Source organism: Sphingobacterium humi (assembly GCF_009768885.1).
Lineage (GTDB): Bacteria > Bacteroidota > Bacteroidia > Sphingobacteriales > Sphingobacteriaceae > Sphingobacterium > Sphingobacterium humi.
In genome coordinates, this window is sequence record NZ_WSQA01000009.1 from 16,014 (window position 1) to 32,711 (window position 16,698).

Annotated in this window: 12 protein-coding genes; 5 read left to right on the forward strand and 7 right to left on the reverse strand. The window is 44.1% G+C overall.

The features are described from left to right. Window positions 1-21: 21 nt before the first annotated feature. Complete coding sequence (locus GQF63_RS12420) at window positions 22-1,290, reverse strand: MFS transporter (protein WP_160369558.1); 1,269 nt, start codon at window positions 1,288-1,290, stop codon at window positions 22-24. A 153-nt stretch (window positions 1,291-1,443) separates the two neighbouring features. On the opposite strand from GQF63_RS12420, the gene GQF63_RS12425 reads away from it, so the two are divergent. The 3 genes from GQF63_RS12425 to GQF63_RS12435 all read left to right on the forward strand — a co-directional run bounded on the left by GQF63_RS12425 (window position 1,444) and on the right by GQF63_RS12435 (window position 7,314). Next, complete coding sequence (locus GQF63_RS12425) at window positions 1,444-2,208, forward strand: DeoR/GlpR family DNA-binding transcription regulator (RefSeq protein ID WP_160369559.1); 765 nt, start codon at window positions 1,444-1,446, stop codon at window positions 2,206-2,208. A 300-nt stretch (window positions 2,209-2,508) separates the two neighbouring features. Further along, complete coding sequence (locus GQF63_RS12430; RefSeq protein WP_160369560.1) at window positions 2,509-5,547, forward strand: SusC/RagA family TonB-linked outer membrane protein; 3,039 nt, start codon at window positions 2,509-2,511, stop codon at window positions 5,545-5,547. Window positions 5,548-5,553: 6 nt separating this feature from the next. After that, complete coding sequence (locus tag GQF63_RS12435) at window positions 5,554-7,314, forward strand: RagB/SusD family nutrient uptake outer membrane protein (RefSeq protein ID WP_160369561.1); 1,761 nt, start codon at window positions 5,554-5,556, stop codon at window positions 7,312-7,314. A 404-nt stretch (window positions 7,315-7,718) separates the two neighbouring features. Here GQF63_RS12435 and rplT read toward each other — a convergent pair whose 3' ends face one another. From rplT to thrS, 4 genes are all read right to left on the reverse strand, one after another. Continuing rightward, window positions 7,719-8,063: a 50S ribosomal protein L20 gene (rplT, locus tag GQF63_RS12440; protein ID WP_093098929.1), complete on the reverse strand. Its 345-nt coding sequence runs from the start codon at window positions 8,061-8,063 to the stop codon at window positions 7,719-7,721. 100 nt (window positions 8,064-8,163) lie between these two features. Next, window positions 8,164-8,364 carry a 50S ribosomal protein L35 gene (gene rpmI / locus GQF63_RS12445; protein ID WP_160369562.1) on the reverse strand — a complete coding sequence of 67 codons (201 nt, stop codon included), beginning with the start codon at window positions 8,362-8,364 and terminating at the stop codon, window positions 8,164-8,166. A gap of 42 nt (window positions 8,365-8,406) precedes the next feature. Then, a complete protein-coding gene (infC, locus tag GQF63_RS12450; protein ID WP_212592566.1) occupies window positions 8,407-8,970 on the reverse strand; it encodes a translation initiation factor IF-3 in 564 nt (187 codons plus the stop codon). Window positions 8,971-8,982: 12 nt separating this feature from the next. Next, entirely contained in the window at window positions 8,983-10,908 is a 1,926-nt protein-coding gene (thrS, locus tag GQF63_RS12455; protein ID WP_160369563.1) for a threonine--tRNA ligase, read from the reverse strand. 726 nt (window positions 10,909-11,634) lie between these two features. Here thrS and GQF63_RS12460 point away from each other — a divergent pair. Both GQF63_RS12460 and GQF63_RS12465 read left to right on the forward strand, forming a co-directional pair. Next, the gene (locus GQF63_RS12460; RefSeq protein WP_160369564.1) at window positions 11,635-12,258 is read left to right on the forward strand and encodes a 7-carboxy-7-deazaguanine synthase QueE; all 624 of its coding nucleotides are present in this window, start codon (window positions 11,635-11,637) and stop codon (window positions 12,256-12,258) included. A gap of 87 nt (window positions 12,259-12,345) precedes the next feature. Further along, window positions 12,346-14,196, forward strand: coding sequence for an OmpA family protein (locus tag GQF63_RS12465; RefSeq protein WP_343031043.1), 1,851 nt, complete (start codon window positions 12,346-12,348; stop codon window positions 14,194-14,196). Window positions 14,197-14,313: 117 nt separating this feature from the next. Here GQF63_RS12465 and GQF63_RS12470 read toward each other — a convergent pair whose 3' ends face one another. Together GQF63_RS12470 and GQF63_RS12475 are read right to left on the reverse strand one after the other, a co-directional pair. Continuing rightward, window positions 14,314-15,387, reverse strand: a complete 1,074-nt coding sequence (locus GQF63_RS12470) for a Gfo/Idh/MocA family protein (RefSeq protein ID WP_160369565.1) — start codon at window positions 15,385-15,387, stop codon at window positions 14,314-14,316. Between the two features lie 13 nt (window positions 15,388-15,400). Next, entirely contained in the window at window positions 15,401-16,660 is a 1,260-nt protein-coding gene (locus GQF63_RS12475) for a Gfo/Idh/MocA family protein (RefSeq protein ID WP_160369566.1), read from the reverse strand. Window positions 16,661-16,698: the final 38 nt, after the last annotated feature.

Consider the following 16,698-nt stretch of genomic DNA (forward strand, 5'->3'; position numbering starts at 1 on the left):
TAATCTTGTAAAATCTTGTTATTAAATTTGTTCAACAGCCGGAACTTCCTTTGGACGTTCCTTTTTCACCATCGTCCATAAAATCAATACGGCAATGGGATGCATAAAGGCCATGGCGATAAAAATCGTACCTGCACCTAGCGACCCCATCATTTGTCCAACGAAATAATTGAACAATACGGCACCTAAGGCTCCAAATCCACCGGCAATACCTAATACCGAGGCGACGTTTTTCACCGGGAAAGCCTCCGCAATCACCACCGATATAGTAAATAACCAACTTAAACAGGCCACTGCTACTAAAGCAAAGATCAGGATGGTTAAGTATGGACTCGTTACATAAGTCGTTAAACAACATAGAGGGGCTAATACCGCGATGCTGCTCAACATAATCTTTCTTGCCTTTAAAGGCTCCAGGCCTTTACGCACCATTTTATCCGACCAGGCTGAAGTTCCGATAGCGCCTAAATCGGCCACCAAGAATGGAATCCATCCGAACATTCCGATCTGCGCTAAGGTTAATCCGCTTTCCTCTTGCAGGTAACCCGGCAACCAGAATAAACAGAAATACCACACCGGGTCACTTACGAAACGAATCAGTAAGATTCCCCATAGCGATTTACGGCTCCATAGCTGTCCCCAAGTAAAGGCTTTTTCTTCTTTCTGATCTGAAGTGCTATCTGCAGCCGCTTCTCTAATCTCACGAGGAGGCTCTGTATATATTAAAAACCACAATAAGGCAATAATAAAGCCCACTACCGCGGCAACTATAAATACCGTATGGAAATCGTACTTCATGGCTAACCAGGCCACCAATGGCGGCGCAATAATAGCCCCGATGGAACTTCCTGCCACACAAAGGCTATTTGCCGTAGCGCGCAACTTCCCGGAAAACCAAACTGTCACCACCTTTAACTGCGCCGGAAAGTTTGTAGGCTCAGCTGCTCCGAGCATTCCACGGAAGAACAGAAAGGATCCGAAGGTACGGGATAGACCGCCACCCAAGCAAGCCATCGACCAGCCTAGAATACCGACCAACATCACCTTACGCTCGCCAAAGCGATCGACCAACCAACCCGACACCGGATACATTAAAGCATAGAACACCGTAAAGACATTCAACACCAAAGCATAACCATCATCCCCCAAATCATACTCATCCTTTAACATCGGCTTTAAGATGGATACGATCTGACGATCATAATAATTAAAGACAATGGCAAGAAAAATAACGAATATGATAATCCAACGGCGCTTTTCAGCTGGAATCGGCAGGGTATATTTTGACATAAGGTATGTTTGGTTATTACTGAATCTATAGTCTCTACAATTCAAATGTAGAAAAAAAGATTATAAAAAAAACATTTTTAAATAAAAAAAAAGAATGAAAACATACGGAAAAGTCATTTATATTTGTTAAACTATTAACTGACATGATGAATTATGAGAAATATCACAGATAGGCATGAATTCATTCTAAAGAGCTTAAAAGAAAAAGGAAAGATCAGTATTGATTGGCTCTGCGAAACAATGAAGGTTTCCAGTGTCACCATCCGCAAGGATTTAAAGCTCTTGGAAGAAAAAAATTTACTTTTCCGTATAAAAGGAGGTGCATCCAGCAGCAATCCTTATGCTATTGACCGTCCTATTTTAGTAAAAGAAACTATTAATAGCGATGAGAAACAAAAAATAGCACAAGCGGCTTTAAAATTAATTAAGAACAACGACTCCATCATGATTGGTTCCGGCACCACCGTTTTTGCGTTGGCCAAAAACCTGGAGTCAAGCCAAGGGCTAACTGTCATTACCCCAGCCCTTAAGGTAGGTTTGGAACTGAGTGGCAAACCCAATATTGAGGTTCTTCAGCTCGGCGGCTTGATCCGCTCCAACTCCTCCTCCGTAGCCGGCCATTATGCCACACGTATATTAGAAGATATCAGTTGCGGCATTTTATTCTTGGGTGCTGATGGTATCGACTTGGAATTTGGGATCTCCATTTCCAACCTTCCGGAAGCCACTTTAAATCAAAAAATGTTACAAACCTCGCAAAAGGTAGCCATCTTAGCCGACAGTAGTAAGTTCGGTAAGCGAGGGTTGGGCAAGATCTGCGAACTTATCGACGTAGACTACATTATTACCGATAGCAAAGTATCGCCAGATACCGTCAAAGCTATTGAAGAATTAGGCATCAAAATGATCTTAGCCTAAGCATCTACCACAACACTTCTTATCTCCCAATAAAAAAAAGATTTTTAAACATTTGAGTTTAAAAATCTTTTTTTTAATTTCGAAACGCTAAGTGAAAAACAATAACCAATGTTATTTTTAAACAAAAAAATGTTTTTTTGTTAATTATGACCATTTATTAATAGGAATAAAACACGGAGTTAACACTATGTTAATACGATAAACCTAGTTTCGAAACAAAATTTAAGAAATAAAAAACGATCACCTGTAGAAACATGCTACACATTACATTTTAACCGACAATCATTAACAAACATCTAAATGAAAAAACAAGTACAACTCATTTTTATGCTGTTATTAATGCCAATTGGGATGCTTTTGGCGCAACAGCAAGTACAGATAATGGGGAAAGTGACCAATGCGGAGGGCCAACCGGTTGCGGGGGTATCCATCAGCATTAAAGGTCGTTTAAACGCCATTACTGCGACGGATGAAGCTGGGAAATACCAGGTTTCAGCCAGCAACGGCGATGTCTTAATCTTTAAAGGATTAGGATTCAAGAATGCGGAGAGAACCGTTTCCGGCCAATCAGCAGTCGATGTTACCTTAGCTACGGATTTAACCAACTTAGATGAGGTGGTTGTGGTAGGTTATGGAACACAAAAGAAAACGAATTTAACAGGAGCAGTAGCTACCATCAGCGGTGAGGAATTAGACAATCGCCCTGCAGTATCGGTATCGGCGGCATTACAAGGTTTAGCACCGGGTGTTACGGTTACATCCCAAACAGGTGCTCCAGGTGGTGACCAAGGGTCGATCAGCATTCGCGGTATCAACTCCTTCTCGACTGCCAGCGCACCTTTAGTGATTATTGATGGTGTGGCAGGTGATCTAAACTCGATCGATGCAAACTCCATTGAATCCTTCTCGATCCTAAAAGACGCGGCTTCCGCTGCCATCTACGGTTCTCGTGCAGCCAACGGGGTAATTTTAGTAACCACCAAACGTGCTAAAGGCGCTTTCAACGTTGTTTACAAAGGCTATACCGGCTGGCAAGATGCTACCTTTATTCCCGAGGTAACCGACGGCCGTACATTTATGCGCGTATTCAATGAGGCTAGTAAAAACGACGGTGGATCAGAAGTGTATTCCCAACAGAACTTTGATGAATTCGACCAGCTATACGCGGAGAATCCAGACAATTACGATTGGCAAAAAGCCATCTTAAGCGGTGATGGATTTACCCACAATCATTATGTATCCCTTTCAACGGGTACCGAAAAAATCCGTGTAAACCCTTCTTTAAGCTATGTAAAACAAAACGGCTTAATTAAAAACACGAACTTCCAGCGTTACAACTTCCGTAACAACATGGACATCAATCCAAACGATAAATTAAACATCAAATTAGACTTCTCCGCGAACAACAGAGATCGTCTGCAGATTGCTAACGAAGGAACCATCTGGAATTACCTAGGTCGTATGCCTACGAATATTCCAATCCGTTACGGCGATAACTGGTCTGATGGCTGGGTAAAAAACAACCCGGTAGGCTTTATTGAGGATGGTGGAAACAGAAAAATCAACAACATTGAGTTGATCGGTAACATCTCCTTAACCTACAAACCTGTAGACTGGTTATCGGTTACTGCTTTAGCAGCACCTCGCTACCGCACCAGAAATACACATAACTTCGTGAAGGCCTTAATGACCTATTATATCGATGGTTCAGAAGCAGGTTCAGCACACCCCTCAACAGAATTAACAGAAACAGCCTACCGCGAGTTCTTCGGTAACTACCAGTTCCACGCCACGGCCAGTAAAACCTTCAACGACCATAGCTTAAGCTTAATGGTAGGTACTTCCCGCGAGTCGTACGACGAGAAATACTTAATGGGATACCGCCGCGACTACACCTACGATACCTATGAAGTATTAGGTGCCGGTGCAGATACCGAAACCAAACAAAACGATGGTACACAAACACAGTGGTTATTAGTTTCCGGCTTTAGCCGTTTCAACTACGCCTTCAAAGACCGCTACTTATTCGAAGCCAACTTACGCTACGATGGTAGTTCCCGTTTTATCGGTCAAAACCGCTGGTCTACATTCCCATCCTTCTCTGCTGGCTGGCGTATTGAGCAAGAACCATTCATGGCCAACTTGCGCAACAAAATCAACCAATTGAAACTAAGAGGTTCTTGGGGTATCTTAGGTAACCAAAACATCGGTACCAACCAGCCTTTCTCGGAAAACTTAGCCATGGGCGGTATTTCGATGGGCGGCATCATTAACCAACTCGTAACACAAAATACCTTAGCCAACCCGACCTTACGTTGGGAGGAAACCACGGTAGCGGGTGTAGGTTTAGATGCAACCTTATTTAACAAGTTTAGCTTTAACTTCGATTGGTATACCAAAGAAACAGATGGTATCTTACTGGTATTACCGATTTCGAACTTACACGGTTTAAACCCGCCTTACCAAAATGCGGCGAAAGTGCAGAACAAAGGCTGGGAATTAGGCGCACGTTACGATAACAAATGGAACGACTTCAAATTCGGATTAGGCTTTAACTTCTCGGATGTAAAGAATACCATTCTTGATATGCGTGGCACCCAAATCGGATCCTTACTGCGTCAACAAGAAGGCTCTTCCCTAAACTCCATCTACGGTTATGTAGCTGAAGGTCTTTACCAAACACAAGAAGAGATCGACAACGGACCGAAACAATTCGGTACTTTACAACCGGGTGATATCCGCTATAAAGATATCGCTGGTGCTTTCGATGCCGATGGAAATGCCATCCCTGATGGTAAAATCAGCGAGGCCGATAAAACCATTATCGGTAGCACCATTCCACGTTATACCTATGGTATTAACTTAGACTTTGGCTACAAAGGCTTTAAATTTGGCGCCTTCTTGCAAGGTGTGGCGAAAGTGGACGGCTATTTGAATACACACTACGTGATTCCTGCAGCGAACTCCTCGGCCATCAAACCTTGGCAATTGGATTACTGGACACCGGAAAACACGGGCGCTGCCTTGCCACGTTTATCTATCAGTTCTTCAAACAACACGCAAAACTCTACGTTCTGGATGAAACCTGCTTCCTACTTACGTCTTAAAAACCTACACTTAGGCTATCAATTGCCAACAGCATGGTTCCAAAGCGCTAAAATCGGCGGCATTTACATCTACGCAAACGGACAGAACCTATTCACCAAAACAAACTTCTACGAAGGATACGACCCAGAAATCAACTTCGATGCGTCTGCTGATCAGAACGTAACATTGGGTGGGGGTAACTTCTATCCACAAGTTAAAGTATACACTTTTGGTTTAGACATTAAATTTTAAGACGACATGATCAAGCATACGAAACGAATTTTAGGAATCAGCATGTTATGTACCGCCTTATTGGCGTCATGCGATCTGGACCGCATGAACTTAAACGGTCCCAACACAGAGAACTTCCCGGCTGATGCCAAGGAAGCAGAATTAGGGGTATTAGGCGCCTACAAAGCTTTAACGCTATTAGACGCTGCTAGCACACCGCTTTGGCACGTGATGGACAACATTACAGACATCGGTTTTGCTCGCCCAGGAAACAACTATACCTCCTCTATCACCAGTTCTTTAACCATTGATAACGCTTTGGCCACCAAACCTTGGTCGGCACATTATAAAACCATTGCACGTGTACACTTGGTATTAGACAATTTGGATAAACTAAAAGTGCAGATGAGCGATGAGGCCTACAATAAAATTGATGCCGAGCTTCGTTTTATCCGTGCCTACTGCTACTCGCAATTAACCGAATTATACGGAGATGCAGCCTTGGTGACCAAAACTTTGCGCTTAACCGATGAATTACCGGGCAGAACAGAGAAGGCCAAGGTAGTAGACTTTATCCTAACCGAGCTTACCGCTATTGCCGATAAGCTCCCTGTTTCTCAAAAAACGACAGGAAATGTTCGCGCATCTAGCGTAGCAGCCTACATGTTGAAAGCGCGTGTTGCCTTAAACAACGCACGTTTCGAAGAAGCGGCAACCGCTTCCAAGAAAGCCATAGAATTAGCAAACGGCGTGCATGAGCTTACGCCATTCGATGCTTCCATTGATTTTGTAAACAAAGGACACGCCGATGGTGAGCCACAAAACGCGAATATCTTCGGACACGCAGGCTATAAAGACAGTAAAGAGTGGATTTGGGTAGCCGAATACAACAAAGCCATCAGTGGCAATGTGCATAACCAAACTTATTACATGGCTTCACGCTTAGGCAAAGGCGTTTGTTATTGGGGACCAACCCAAAACTTCATCGATTCATTCCAGGCTTTAGACGGTAAATTCATCACCGAATCGCCATTGTACGATGAAACCAAGCCTTTCGAAAACCGTGACCCACGTTTAGATATGTACTGTGCACGTCCGGGCGCACGTTACTTCGGTTTCCAGTTCGAGCCAAACTCGAAGTTCTCCAAAGTGAACAACTACTGGCCAGTAATCAATGGCACTGGAACAAAACCAAGCTCGCAAACAAACACAGATGCTACCAATGCCTACCGTTCCTTCTCCGGATATTTATGGAGAAAACATGCGGATCTTACGGAATATGCAACAACATCCGTATCAGGAGAGTCTGACCTAAATGTAGGGATCTTCCGTTACGCAGAATTGTTATTGATCTATGCCGAAGCGAAGATTGAAAGCAACAGCATCGACCAGTCGGTATACGATGCCATCAACCAAATCCGTAACCGCGCAAAGATGCCTAACCTGCCACAAGGCTTATCACAGGCACAATTGCGTCAGGCCTTACGTTATGAACGTAAAGTGGAGCTGGCAGATGATGGCTTCCGTTGGCACGATATCCGCCGCTGGGGCATCGCAAAAGATGTAATGAATGGTTATATCTATTTAAACAGATCGGCCAACAGCTGGACGAAAAACGCTATCCAACGCTTTGATGAAAGTGCTAACCCAGTATACAACCACAGCGTAGCGGTGAAGTCTTTCGGAACACAAGAAGTGAAATTCCAAGAAAACAAAGATGAATACTGGCCAATTTCAAAAGACGATCTGGACACGAATCCTAATATGACGCAAAACCCAGGTTATTAAAATCGGATTTAATTAATCACAATAGTATGTAAATGTTGCAAGCGTGACCCCCTCCAGGTCACGTTTGCTGTTTTATAGAGGTGCTGTCATCATTTTGTTTTACGTGCTGTCATCGTGCTGTCATCGTGCTGTCATCGTGCTGTCATCGTGAGCGGAGTCGAACGACTGGTACGTCAATACATTCTTTCCACTTTGTTGTTAATGATATTGACATATAAATCACTGAAGTTAAAGCTTATACACATCTTTGATTGCATTGACGTACCAGTCGTTCGACTCCGCTCACGATGACAGCACGATGACAGCACGTGAAACAATAACAGCACGTAAAACATAGCAATAAAAAATGCCACTCTCTCGAGTGGCATTTTTAATATCTAACAAATTGATAGCGGTTTAAAACTCTATTTTACTGCGTCTACAACTGCTTTGAAAGCGTCAGGGTTGTTTAAAGCTAAGTCAGCTAATACCTTACGGTTAAGGCCGATGTTTTTAGCGTTTAATTTACCGATCAACTGCGAATATGAAATTCCGTGTTGACGAGCTCCAGCGTTGATACGTTGGATCCATAAAGCTCTGAACTCGCGTTTTTTGGTTTTACGGTCGCGGTAAGCGTACTGTAAACCTTTTTCTACTGTGTTTTTAGCAATAGTATAAACTTTGCTGCGTGATCCGTAATAGCCTTTGGCTAATTTAAGGATTCTTTTTCTTCTTCTTCTAGAAGCTACTGCGTTAACCGAACGTGGCATAATGAATTAAATTTAGTTTGGTATGAGGTGTTGCGTTTTGCAGCAAGCTTACAACCTAATACCCGGTTAAAAATATTGTAATTAAAAAAAAATGAAAAACTTATTTACCTAAAACAAGCATGCGTTTCACGTTGCCCATATCGGCATCAGAAACATAACTTGTCGTGGTTAAATTACGTTTTTGTTTTGTCGTTTTCTTAGTCAAGATGTGGCTTTTGTAAGCGTTTTTTCTTGCTATTTTACCTGTTCCAGTCAATTTAAAGCGTTTTTTCGCGCTGGAATTGGTTTTAACTTTTGGCATAATACTATAATTTTTATATCAATCTGTTAGATGCTACTTATGTTATTTCTTCGCAGAAACTTTTGGTGCCAAGGTTAGGAACATGCGTTTCCCCTCCAATTTAGGCAACAATTCAACCTTACCGTAGTCTTCTAAAGCTTGCGCAAAACGCAATAACAAGATTTCACCTTGTTCTTTAAAGACAATAGCACGTCCTTTGAAGTGAACGTAGGCACGTACCTTTTCGCCACTTTCTAAGAAACGCATCGCATGTTTCAATTTAAATTCGAAATCATGCTCTGAGGTATTCGGTCCAAAACGAATCTCCTTAATTACGGTTTGCTTCGCGTTGGCTTTAATTTCCTTTTGCTTTTTCTTTTGTTCGTAAATGAATTTACTGTAATCGATAATTTTACAAACAGGAGGCGTTGCGTTGGGAGAGATCTCTACTAAATCTAACTCCAATTCATCAGCAAGTTGCAAAGCTTGTCTTGTTGAAAAAACTCCTTGTTCTACGTTGTCCCCAACTAAGCGAACTTCCGGAACACGAATATGTTCATTGATACGGTGCTCTGGTTCTTTCTTTCTGATAGGGCCTCTATTGCCGAAATTGTTACTTTTTGCCAAATGTTTTTTAAATTAAACAGTTATTTCTTTTATTAATAAATCTTTAAATGCTTCCGCGGTCATCGACCCTAAGTCGACGCCACCATGTTTACGAACGGAGATTGACCCACTTTCCATCTCTTTCTCTCCTACAATCAACATATAAGGCATTTTTTTCACCTCAGCGTCGCGGATTTTCCGTCCTACCTTCTCGTCACGTAAGTCAATCAGACCGCGAATATCGGAATTATTTAGCGATTCCAAAAGTTTTTGCGCATAATCTTCATATTTTTCTGACACAGGCAAGACGATAAATTGCTCAGGAGCAAGCCATAACGGGAACTGACCGCCGCAGTGCTCGATTAAAACCGCAACAAAACGTTCGATCGATCCGAAAGGTGCACGGTGGATCATTACCGGACGGTGTTTCATGTTATCCGAACCTGTATATTCCAGCTCAAAGCGCTCCGGTAAGTTATAGTCAACCTGGATGGTTCCCAATTGCCATTTTCTACCCAACGCATCCTTCACCATGAAGTCTAGTTTCGGACCATAGAAGGCCGCTTCGCCATACTCAATAACGGTTGGTAGGCCTTTTTCTTCCGCCGATTCTATAATCGCTGATTCTGCTAATGCCCAGTTTTCATCCGAACCAATGTACTTGGTTTTATTCTCCGGGTCGCGAAGCGATACCTGCGCAGTGAAGTCGTCGAAGCCTAAGGCCCCGAACACATACAACACCAGGTCGATTACTTTCTTAAACTCATCTTTCACCTGGTCGGGGCGGCAGAATAAGTGGGCATCATCTTGTGTAAACCCACGAACGCGTGTTAAGCCGTGTAGTTCTCCCGATTGTTCGTAACGGTAAACCGTTCCAAATTCTGCAAAACGAACAGGCAGCTCTTTGTACGAGCGGGGTTTTGTTTTATAAATCTCACAGTGGTGCGGACAGTTCATTGGTTTTAACAAGAACTCCTCCCCTTCCACTGGGGTTTTAATTGGCTGGAATGAATCCGCGCCATATTTTTCGTAGTGACCCGAAGTGATGTACAATTGCTTGTGTCCGATATGCGGCGTCACTACCGGCTCGTAGCCTGCAGCAATCTGTGCACGTTGCAAGAAATCTTGCAATTTCTGACGCAAGGCTGTACCTTTTGGCAACCATAATGGTAAGCCCATGCCTACTTTCTCCGAGAAAGCAAACAATTCCAATTCACGTCCCAATTTGCGGTGGTCACGTTTCTTGGCTTCCTCAATAAAACGGAGATATTCCGTTAATTCCGAAGCTTTCGGGAATGTAACACCGTAAATACGGGTTAGTTGCTTGCGTGTTTCATCACCACGCCAATAAGCACCAGCAACGTTGGTAAGCTTAATCGCTTTGATAAAACCCGTATTCGGGATATGCGGACCACGACATAGATCGGTAAAATTTCCTTGCGAGTAGAAGGTAATTTTGCCATCTTCCAGGTCTTTAATCAAATCTAATTTGTACTCATCACCTTTTTCAGTGAAATAAGCTAAGGCATCAGCTTTAGAAACCGCCTTACGGTCGAAGGTTTCCTTTTGCTTGGCCAGCTCCAGCATCTTGTCTTCAATCTGCTTGAAATCATCGGATGAAAACTCCCGATCGCCGAAATCTACATCGTAGTAAAAACCGGTTTCAATGGCCGGACCGATACCGAATTTAATACCCGGGTAAAGGGCTTCTAAGGCTTCGGCCAACAAGTGCGCGGAAGAGTGCCAGAAGGTATTTTTTCCTTTGTCATCATTCCAGGTCAGCAATTTCACCTTCGCATCGTCCTCAATAGCACGGGAAGCATCCCATACTTCACCATTCACCTCTGCTGCTAACACATTTCTAGCAAGACCCTCGGAAATAGACTGGGCAACCTGCATGGCAGTTGTCCCTTTTTCATACTGACGAACAGAACCGTCAGGTAGTGTAATGTTAATCATTTACAACTATGATTGTTTAATTTGTGTATAAATATGCGACTCCCGCAAGGTCTACAATTACCCCGCTAAGGAGGAGTCACCTTAATTAATCGAGGTACAAAAATACGGATAATTTCGGGTTAATAAAAATGAGGAAAGCCCTTAAAAAAAGAAGATAGCCAGCTTTTTAAAGAATGTGGAGAAAATGAGCTGTAATTTCTAGGAGGATGGTTGGGGAACTTGTTACAATTAGGTAGTGGGGAGAGGTTGGGAGAGTTTTGGGAGAGAAGGGTCTATAAATTAATTACTAATGATGAAACTGCGTTATGGGAGTAATCGTTCGTGGTAGGCCGGCAGATGATACTATTGGTAAAAAAAAATCATTTAAGACATTGCTTACAAGTATGTTATGCATTGATGATTGCATTGACGTACCAGTCGTTAGTGGTTCGTGGTTCGTGGTTCGACTCCGCTCACCATGACAAAATGATGACAATTCGAAAACAACACTCTCACATCGCACCACACACATCTAAATACTAAATACTCAATACTAAATACTCAATACTAACTACTACAACAACCCTTTTCAAATCCCTTTCTCTCCCCTTTCTCACCCGTATCAATCCCCTTTGGAAAGGGTAAGGAAAGGGAGCAGCAAGAAGGCTAAAGCGCGGCAAGATGGTTTCAACTCGGGTGAATTCTCGTTACTTTTTCCTACTTTTGCACTTCTAGTTCAACAGTACTATGTCAAATCAAGTCCCGGAAGACGGCAGCATGCTTCCTTTAATGGAAGAATTTTACACCATACAAGGCGAAGGTTACCATACAGGCAAAGCGGCCTATTTCATCCGTTTAGGCGGTTGTGATGTGGGTTGCCATTGGTGTGATGTGAAAGAAAGCTGGGATGCGGCGCTCCATCCTTTGACCTCCGTAGAGCAGATTGTGGAAAATGCCCAGGCCCACCCGGCGAAAACCGTGGTGATTACGGGTGGCGAACCCCTGCTGTATAACCTGACATACCTGACGCAAAAACTGAAAGAAGCCGGTATTCAGATTTTCCTGGAAACATCAGGTGCTTATCCATTGAGCGGCTATTGGGATTGGATCTGCCTTTCACCCAAGAAATTCAAAGCGCCACGCCAGGATGTGATGAGTGCTGCCGGCGAATTGAAAGTGATTGTATTTAACAAAAGTGATTTCCAATGGGCGGAAGACCATGCTAAATTTGTGGGTGCAAACTGCAAACTTTACCTGCAACCGGAATGGTCGAAAGCAGCAGAGATGACCCCTTTGATTATCGACTATGTAAAAGATCATCCGAAATGGGAGATCTCCCTGCAGACGCATAAATACTTGAACATCCCTTAATATTTTACAGATTATTCCTTAGTTTAGGGTTACATGCAACGGATAAAATGGACCCTGCTACTTGTTGTTTTCCTAACGAATTGTTGGGTGCAACCAGCTTTTGCACAACAGCCCTCTAGCGTTAAAAAAGCGCAGCAGGCCTATGTAGAAGCAGGAAAATCCATCGCCCTGAAGCAATGGCCAAAGGCCATTACAGCCTTGCAAAAAGCCATAGAAGCCGACCCTACTTTCGCGACCGCTTACCAACAGTTAGGCGATATCTACCGCCGTACAGAACAGTATGAAGAAGCCGTTGTTTGTTACGAAAAAGTGCTGGAAATAGCACCGGGTTTAACCGCGTTAACCCATTTCGGATTGGGCGAATCCTTACTCTTTACCGGCAAGTATCAACAGGCTCAGCAACAGCTGGAACAGTATAAAAAAATAAACCCGCAAGCCGTAAGCACAAATAAGCTGTTGGATAAATATTTGGTTGACTGCCATTTTGCCCTAACCCAACCGCTGCCAGGCCCTTCCCTACTGCAACGCTTAAACAGCCACATAAACACCGAAAAAGACGAATACTACCCCAAGCTTACTGCCGACAATGCCCATATTATTTTCACCCGCAAGGAGAATAACCAGGAGAACTTTTACGAAAGCCAATGGTCTGAAGCAGGTTGGGGCGCAGCACGCAAGCTGCCCGAACCCGTAAATACCGAAAAGTATAACGAAGGGGCGCATTGCATTTCGCCTGATGGCAAGTATCTGTTCTTCACCGGTTGCAACCGACCCGACGGCTTGGGCAGTTGCGACTTGTATGTTTCCAAGCTGGAAAACGGGCAATGGAGCCAGCCTTTTAACCTGGGGCCGGGGATAAACACCAAGGGTTGGGAATCGCAACCCGCGATCTCTGCCGATGGTAAAACCCTGTATTTCGTAAGCAACCGACCGGGAGGACAAGGGGGCTATGATATTTGGAAAAGCGACCTGCAGGCTGCAGGGCAATGGAGCAAACCCCAAAACCTAGGGCCGCGCATCAATTCGCCTTTTGACGAGGGTGCCCCCTACCTGCATGCCGATAACAAAACCCTTTATTTCTCTTCCAATGGCTGGCCGGGATTTGGGAAAAATGATATTTTTAAAAGCACCCTAAACGATAAGGGCCAATGGAGCGAGCCGGAGAATATGGGTGCCGGCATCAACAATTACCTCGATCAGCGCTCCTTCCACATCAGTTTAGATGGAAGCATTGCGCACTTGGCCTCGCAAGACAGCCTGCGGCAATGGGATATATTCAGCATCGAACTGCCAACCGAAAAACGCCCTCCGGCCGTGGCCTATATCGCCGGAACAGTATTTGACAAAAACAGCAAGCAACCTATACAGGCGCAGGTTAGCGTTACGAATACGCAGACAAAAAAACTGGTTTTTGAAAAGAACAGCGACTTACACGATGGGCAGTTTATTGCCGTCCTTCCGGTAGGATCGAATTATGCGGTGCACATCCAAAAACAAGGCTATTTATTCGATAGCAAGCAATATGCGATGGATCAGCCCGATTTTGCCAACAAGCGGTATACCGATAGCATTTATTTGGAGCCTATACAAAGAGGCGCCATCAGCACCCTGCGAAACATCTATTTCGACAGCGATAAGTATGACCTGCTACCAAACTCGGAAAGTGAATTGCTGCTGTTGTACAGCTTCTTAAAAAGCAACCCAAGCCTACGGATTGAGCTAGCGGGACACACCGACAACACCGGGAACAAAGAAGCGAACATGCAATTATCGGAAAACCGCGCAAAAGCCGTGGCCGACTATTTAAAAAGCAAAGGAATTGCAGCGAATAGGTTGTTGATTAAAGGTTATGGCGATACGCAACCTGTAGCTACAAACGACACAGAAGAAGGAAAACAGCTAAACCGGAGGACGACCTTTAGCATCCTATCTTTTTAATAAAAATAATCAGTAGAAAAGCGTATTTAACTTTCATAAACAGCATAAAAAAATAGGGCTGACGCGTAGTCAGCCCTATTCATATCTCCTATCTCAAATCTCCAGTCTCCAATCTAATTACAACTTGACTGTCTCTCCGGATTTCACCGAATCGTCACAAGCCATCGCAATTTGCAAGCTACTTACGGCATCTTGCATCGATTGAGAAAGGTCTAGATCTTGTTGAATGGCTTCCAAGAAGAAACGCTGTTCGCGGTTACACAGCTCTTGATGGTCGGGCTCGTCCGTTAAGTCTACCCATTCATCAGCGCGTGTAAATTCATTCTGCGCATCGATATCGGCATAATGCACCTTTAAAGACTCCGCTTTGGAATGCGCTTCGATTGAGTCCGATTTCCCCGATTTACTGGCTTCCTTGGCCACGATGGATACACAGCCTTTCGGGCCGATTACATCTTTCACAAAGAAAGCTGTTTCGCTAATCATTGGTCCCCATCCCGCCTCATACCAGCCTACACTACCATCGTCAAAGCGAATTTGCAGCTGCCCGTAGTTATAATTTCCTGCCGGAATATCCTCGGTCATGCGTGCGCCAATGGCCGAAACCGAAACAGGCTTCGCGCCGGTCATCTGGCACATCACATCGATATAATGTACGCCACAGTCGACAATAGGACTCAGGCTTTTCATTAAGTTACGATGTACATCCCACATATAACCATGGCTCTGCTGGTTTAGGTTCATCCGCATCACCAAAGGATTGCCCATGGTTTTTGCGATCTCGATAAACTTAATCCAAGAAGGGTGATGGCGCAGGATATAGCCCACCACTAACTTTTTATTGGCCTTCTTGGCTGCATCAACCACCCGTTGCGCCCCAGCAACCGTATCGGCTAGGGGTTTTTCAATAAACACATGCGCGCCGGCTTCTAATGCGCGGATAGCGTACTCTTCATGCGTATCGGGGTAGGTTGAAATACAAACCGCATCGGGTTTGCTGGCAGCAAGTGCCTCTTCATAGGTTTCGTATAAAGGATAGTCTGCCTTTAACGATTCATTCAATTTCTTTTTACTATCGCCACGTGAAACTAAGCCGACGATCTCAAATCCATCCATTTCATGGTAGGCCAAGGCATGAGATGCACCCATGTTACCACAGCCTACAACTAAAATTCTAACTTTATTACCCATTAAAACTGTCTTCTTATCCGTTATGTCCTGGCCTTGGAATCAAGGCTTTATCAATTTCCATTTCCCAACTGTAACCATCGGATTTTGGCCCATAGGTTTTTGTAGAATTAATAATTTCATCCATGCTGATTACCTTGCCGGTGTAGGCTGCTTCGCGCGCCCAAATAGCCAATAAGGTAGAATCGGCCATGAAATCGCCGTTATTGATGATCTCTTTATTGCGGATGGCTGCAAAGAGCTCGTCGTGCTGCGTTTGGTACATATTGTTCGGTCTGCCTTCAAATTTCCAAGGGTTCTGGCCATTGATGGCATAGCTGCTCAGGATACTCACCTGCATATCGCCTTTGGTACCTTTTGCTTCTACTGAATTTCGCGGTTGGGTACCGTTCTGCTGGCGGCCAAAATGGAAACCTTTAACGCCATCGCCATAGTCTAACTCCACGGCAAAGTGGTCGAATACATTCCCAAATTTATCCCAAGGTTTACTTTGACGGCCTCCTGTACCGGACACTTTCGTCGGTAGGCGATCGCCTAACATCCAGGACATAAAGTCTAAGCTGTGTACCGTTTGTTCCACGATAATATCACCGGAGTAACGTTGGTAAAAGAACCAGTTACGAAGTTGGTATTCCAAATCGCTCCAGTTGGGCTGGCGCACCTTCTCGGTGAGTTCACCACCCAAGCGGAAGGTACTGAGGGCATAGATATCGCCAATATCGCCGGCATGAATACGCTTAGCAAGCTCCCGATTCGGCGTGGCATAACGGAAGCAGAAGCCTGCCACCAGATTAAGCTTTTTATCTTTGGCAATCTTCACACTTTCGCGTACAGAATGTACGCCAGGGATATCAACTGCCATCGGTTTCTCACAGAAAATATGCCTTCCCTTTTTTACGGCTTCCGCCAAATGGTCCGGACGGAAACATGGCGGCGATGCCAATAGCACCACATCAACGTCGCTATTGATTAATTTTTTATACGCATCAAAACCTACATATTTACGGTTTTCTGCGACATTAACCTTCTCTTTATGGCCTTCTTTTAAGGCGGAAAGTGCGGTTTCAATTTGATCAGGGAAAATATCGGCTAGGGCAACAAGCTCCACATCGGGATCAGCTTGTAAGGCCTGAAAGGCAGCGCCGGTTCCTCGGCCACCGCATCCGACAAGTCCTACTTTTATTTTTTTCTTTTTTTCAAAACTTGGGGTTGGAAGGTCCAAGGTAGAGGTTCCAAGTAGCACACCGCTACTCTTAAGAAAATTTCTACGGTCCATTATGATAAATTTAAGTCGAAGTTGATTAGTGAATCAAT

Bases quoted from the DNA above. Each gene is read 5' to 3' on its own strand.
- GQF63_RS12420 (WP_160369558.1), bottom strand. From the start codon at position 1,290: ATGTCAAAATATACCCTGCCGATTCCAGCTGAAAAGCGCCGTTGGATT.
- GQF63_RS12425 (WP_160369559.1), top strand. From the start codon at position 1,444: ATGAGAAATATCACAGATAGGCATGAATTCATTCTAAAGAGCTTAAAA.
- GQF63_RS12430 (WP_160369560.1), top strand. From the start codon at position 2,509: ATGAAAAAACAAGTACAACTCATTTTTATGCTGTTATTAATGCCAATT.
- GQF63_RS12435 (WP_160369561.1), top strand. From the start codon at position 5,554: ATGATCAAGCATACGAAACGAATTTTAGGAATCAGCATGTTATGTACC.
- rplT (WP_093098929.1), bottom strand. From the start codon at position 8,063: ATGCCACGTTCGGTTAACGCAGTAGCTTCTAGAAGAAGAAGAAAAAGA.
- rpmI (WP_160369562.1), bottom strand. From the start codon at position 8,364: ATGCCAAAAGTTAAAACCAATTCCAGCGCGAAAAAACGCTTTAAATTG.
- thrS (WP_160369563.1), bottom strand. From the start codon at position 10,908: ATGATTAACATTACACTACCTGACGGTTCTGTTCGTCAGTATGAAAAA.
- GQF63_RS12460 (WP_160369564.1), top strand. From the start codon at position 11,635: ATGTCAAATCAAGTCCCGGAAGACGGCAGCATGCTTCCTTTAATGGAA.
- GQF63_RS12470 (WP_160369565.1), bottom strand. From the start codon at position 15,387: ATGGGTAATAAAGTTAGAATTTTAGTTGTAGGCTGTGGTAACATGGGT.
- GQF63_RS12475 (WP_160369566.1), bottom strand. From the start codon at position 16,660: ATGGACCGTAGAAATTTTCTTAAGAGTAGCGGTGTGCTACTTGGAACC.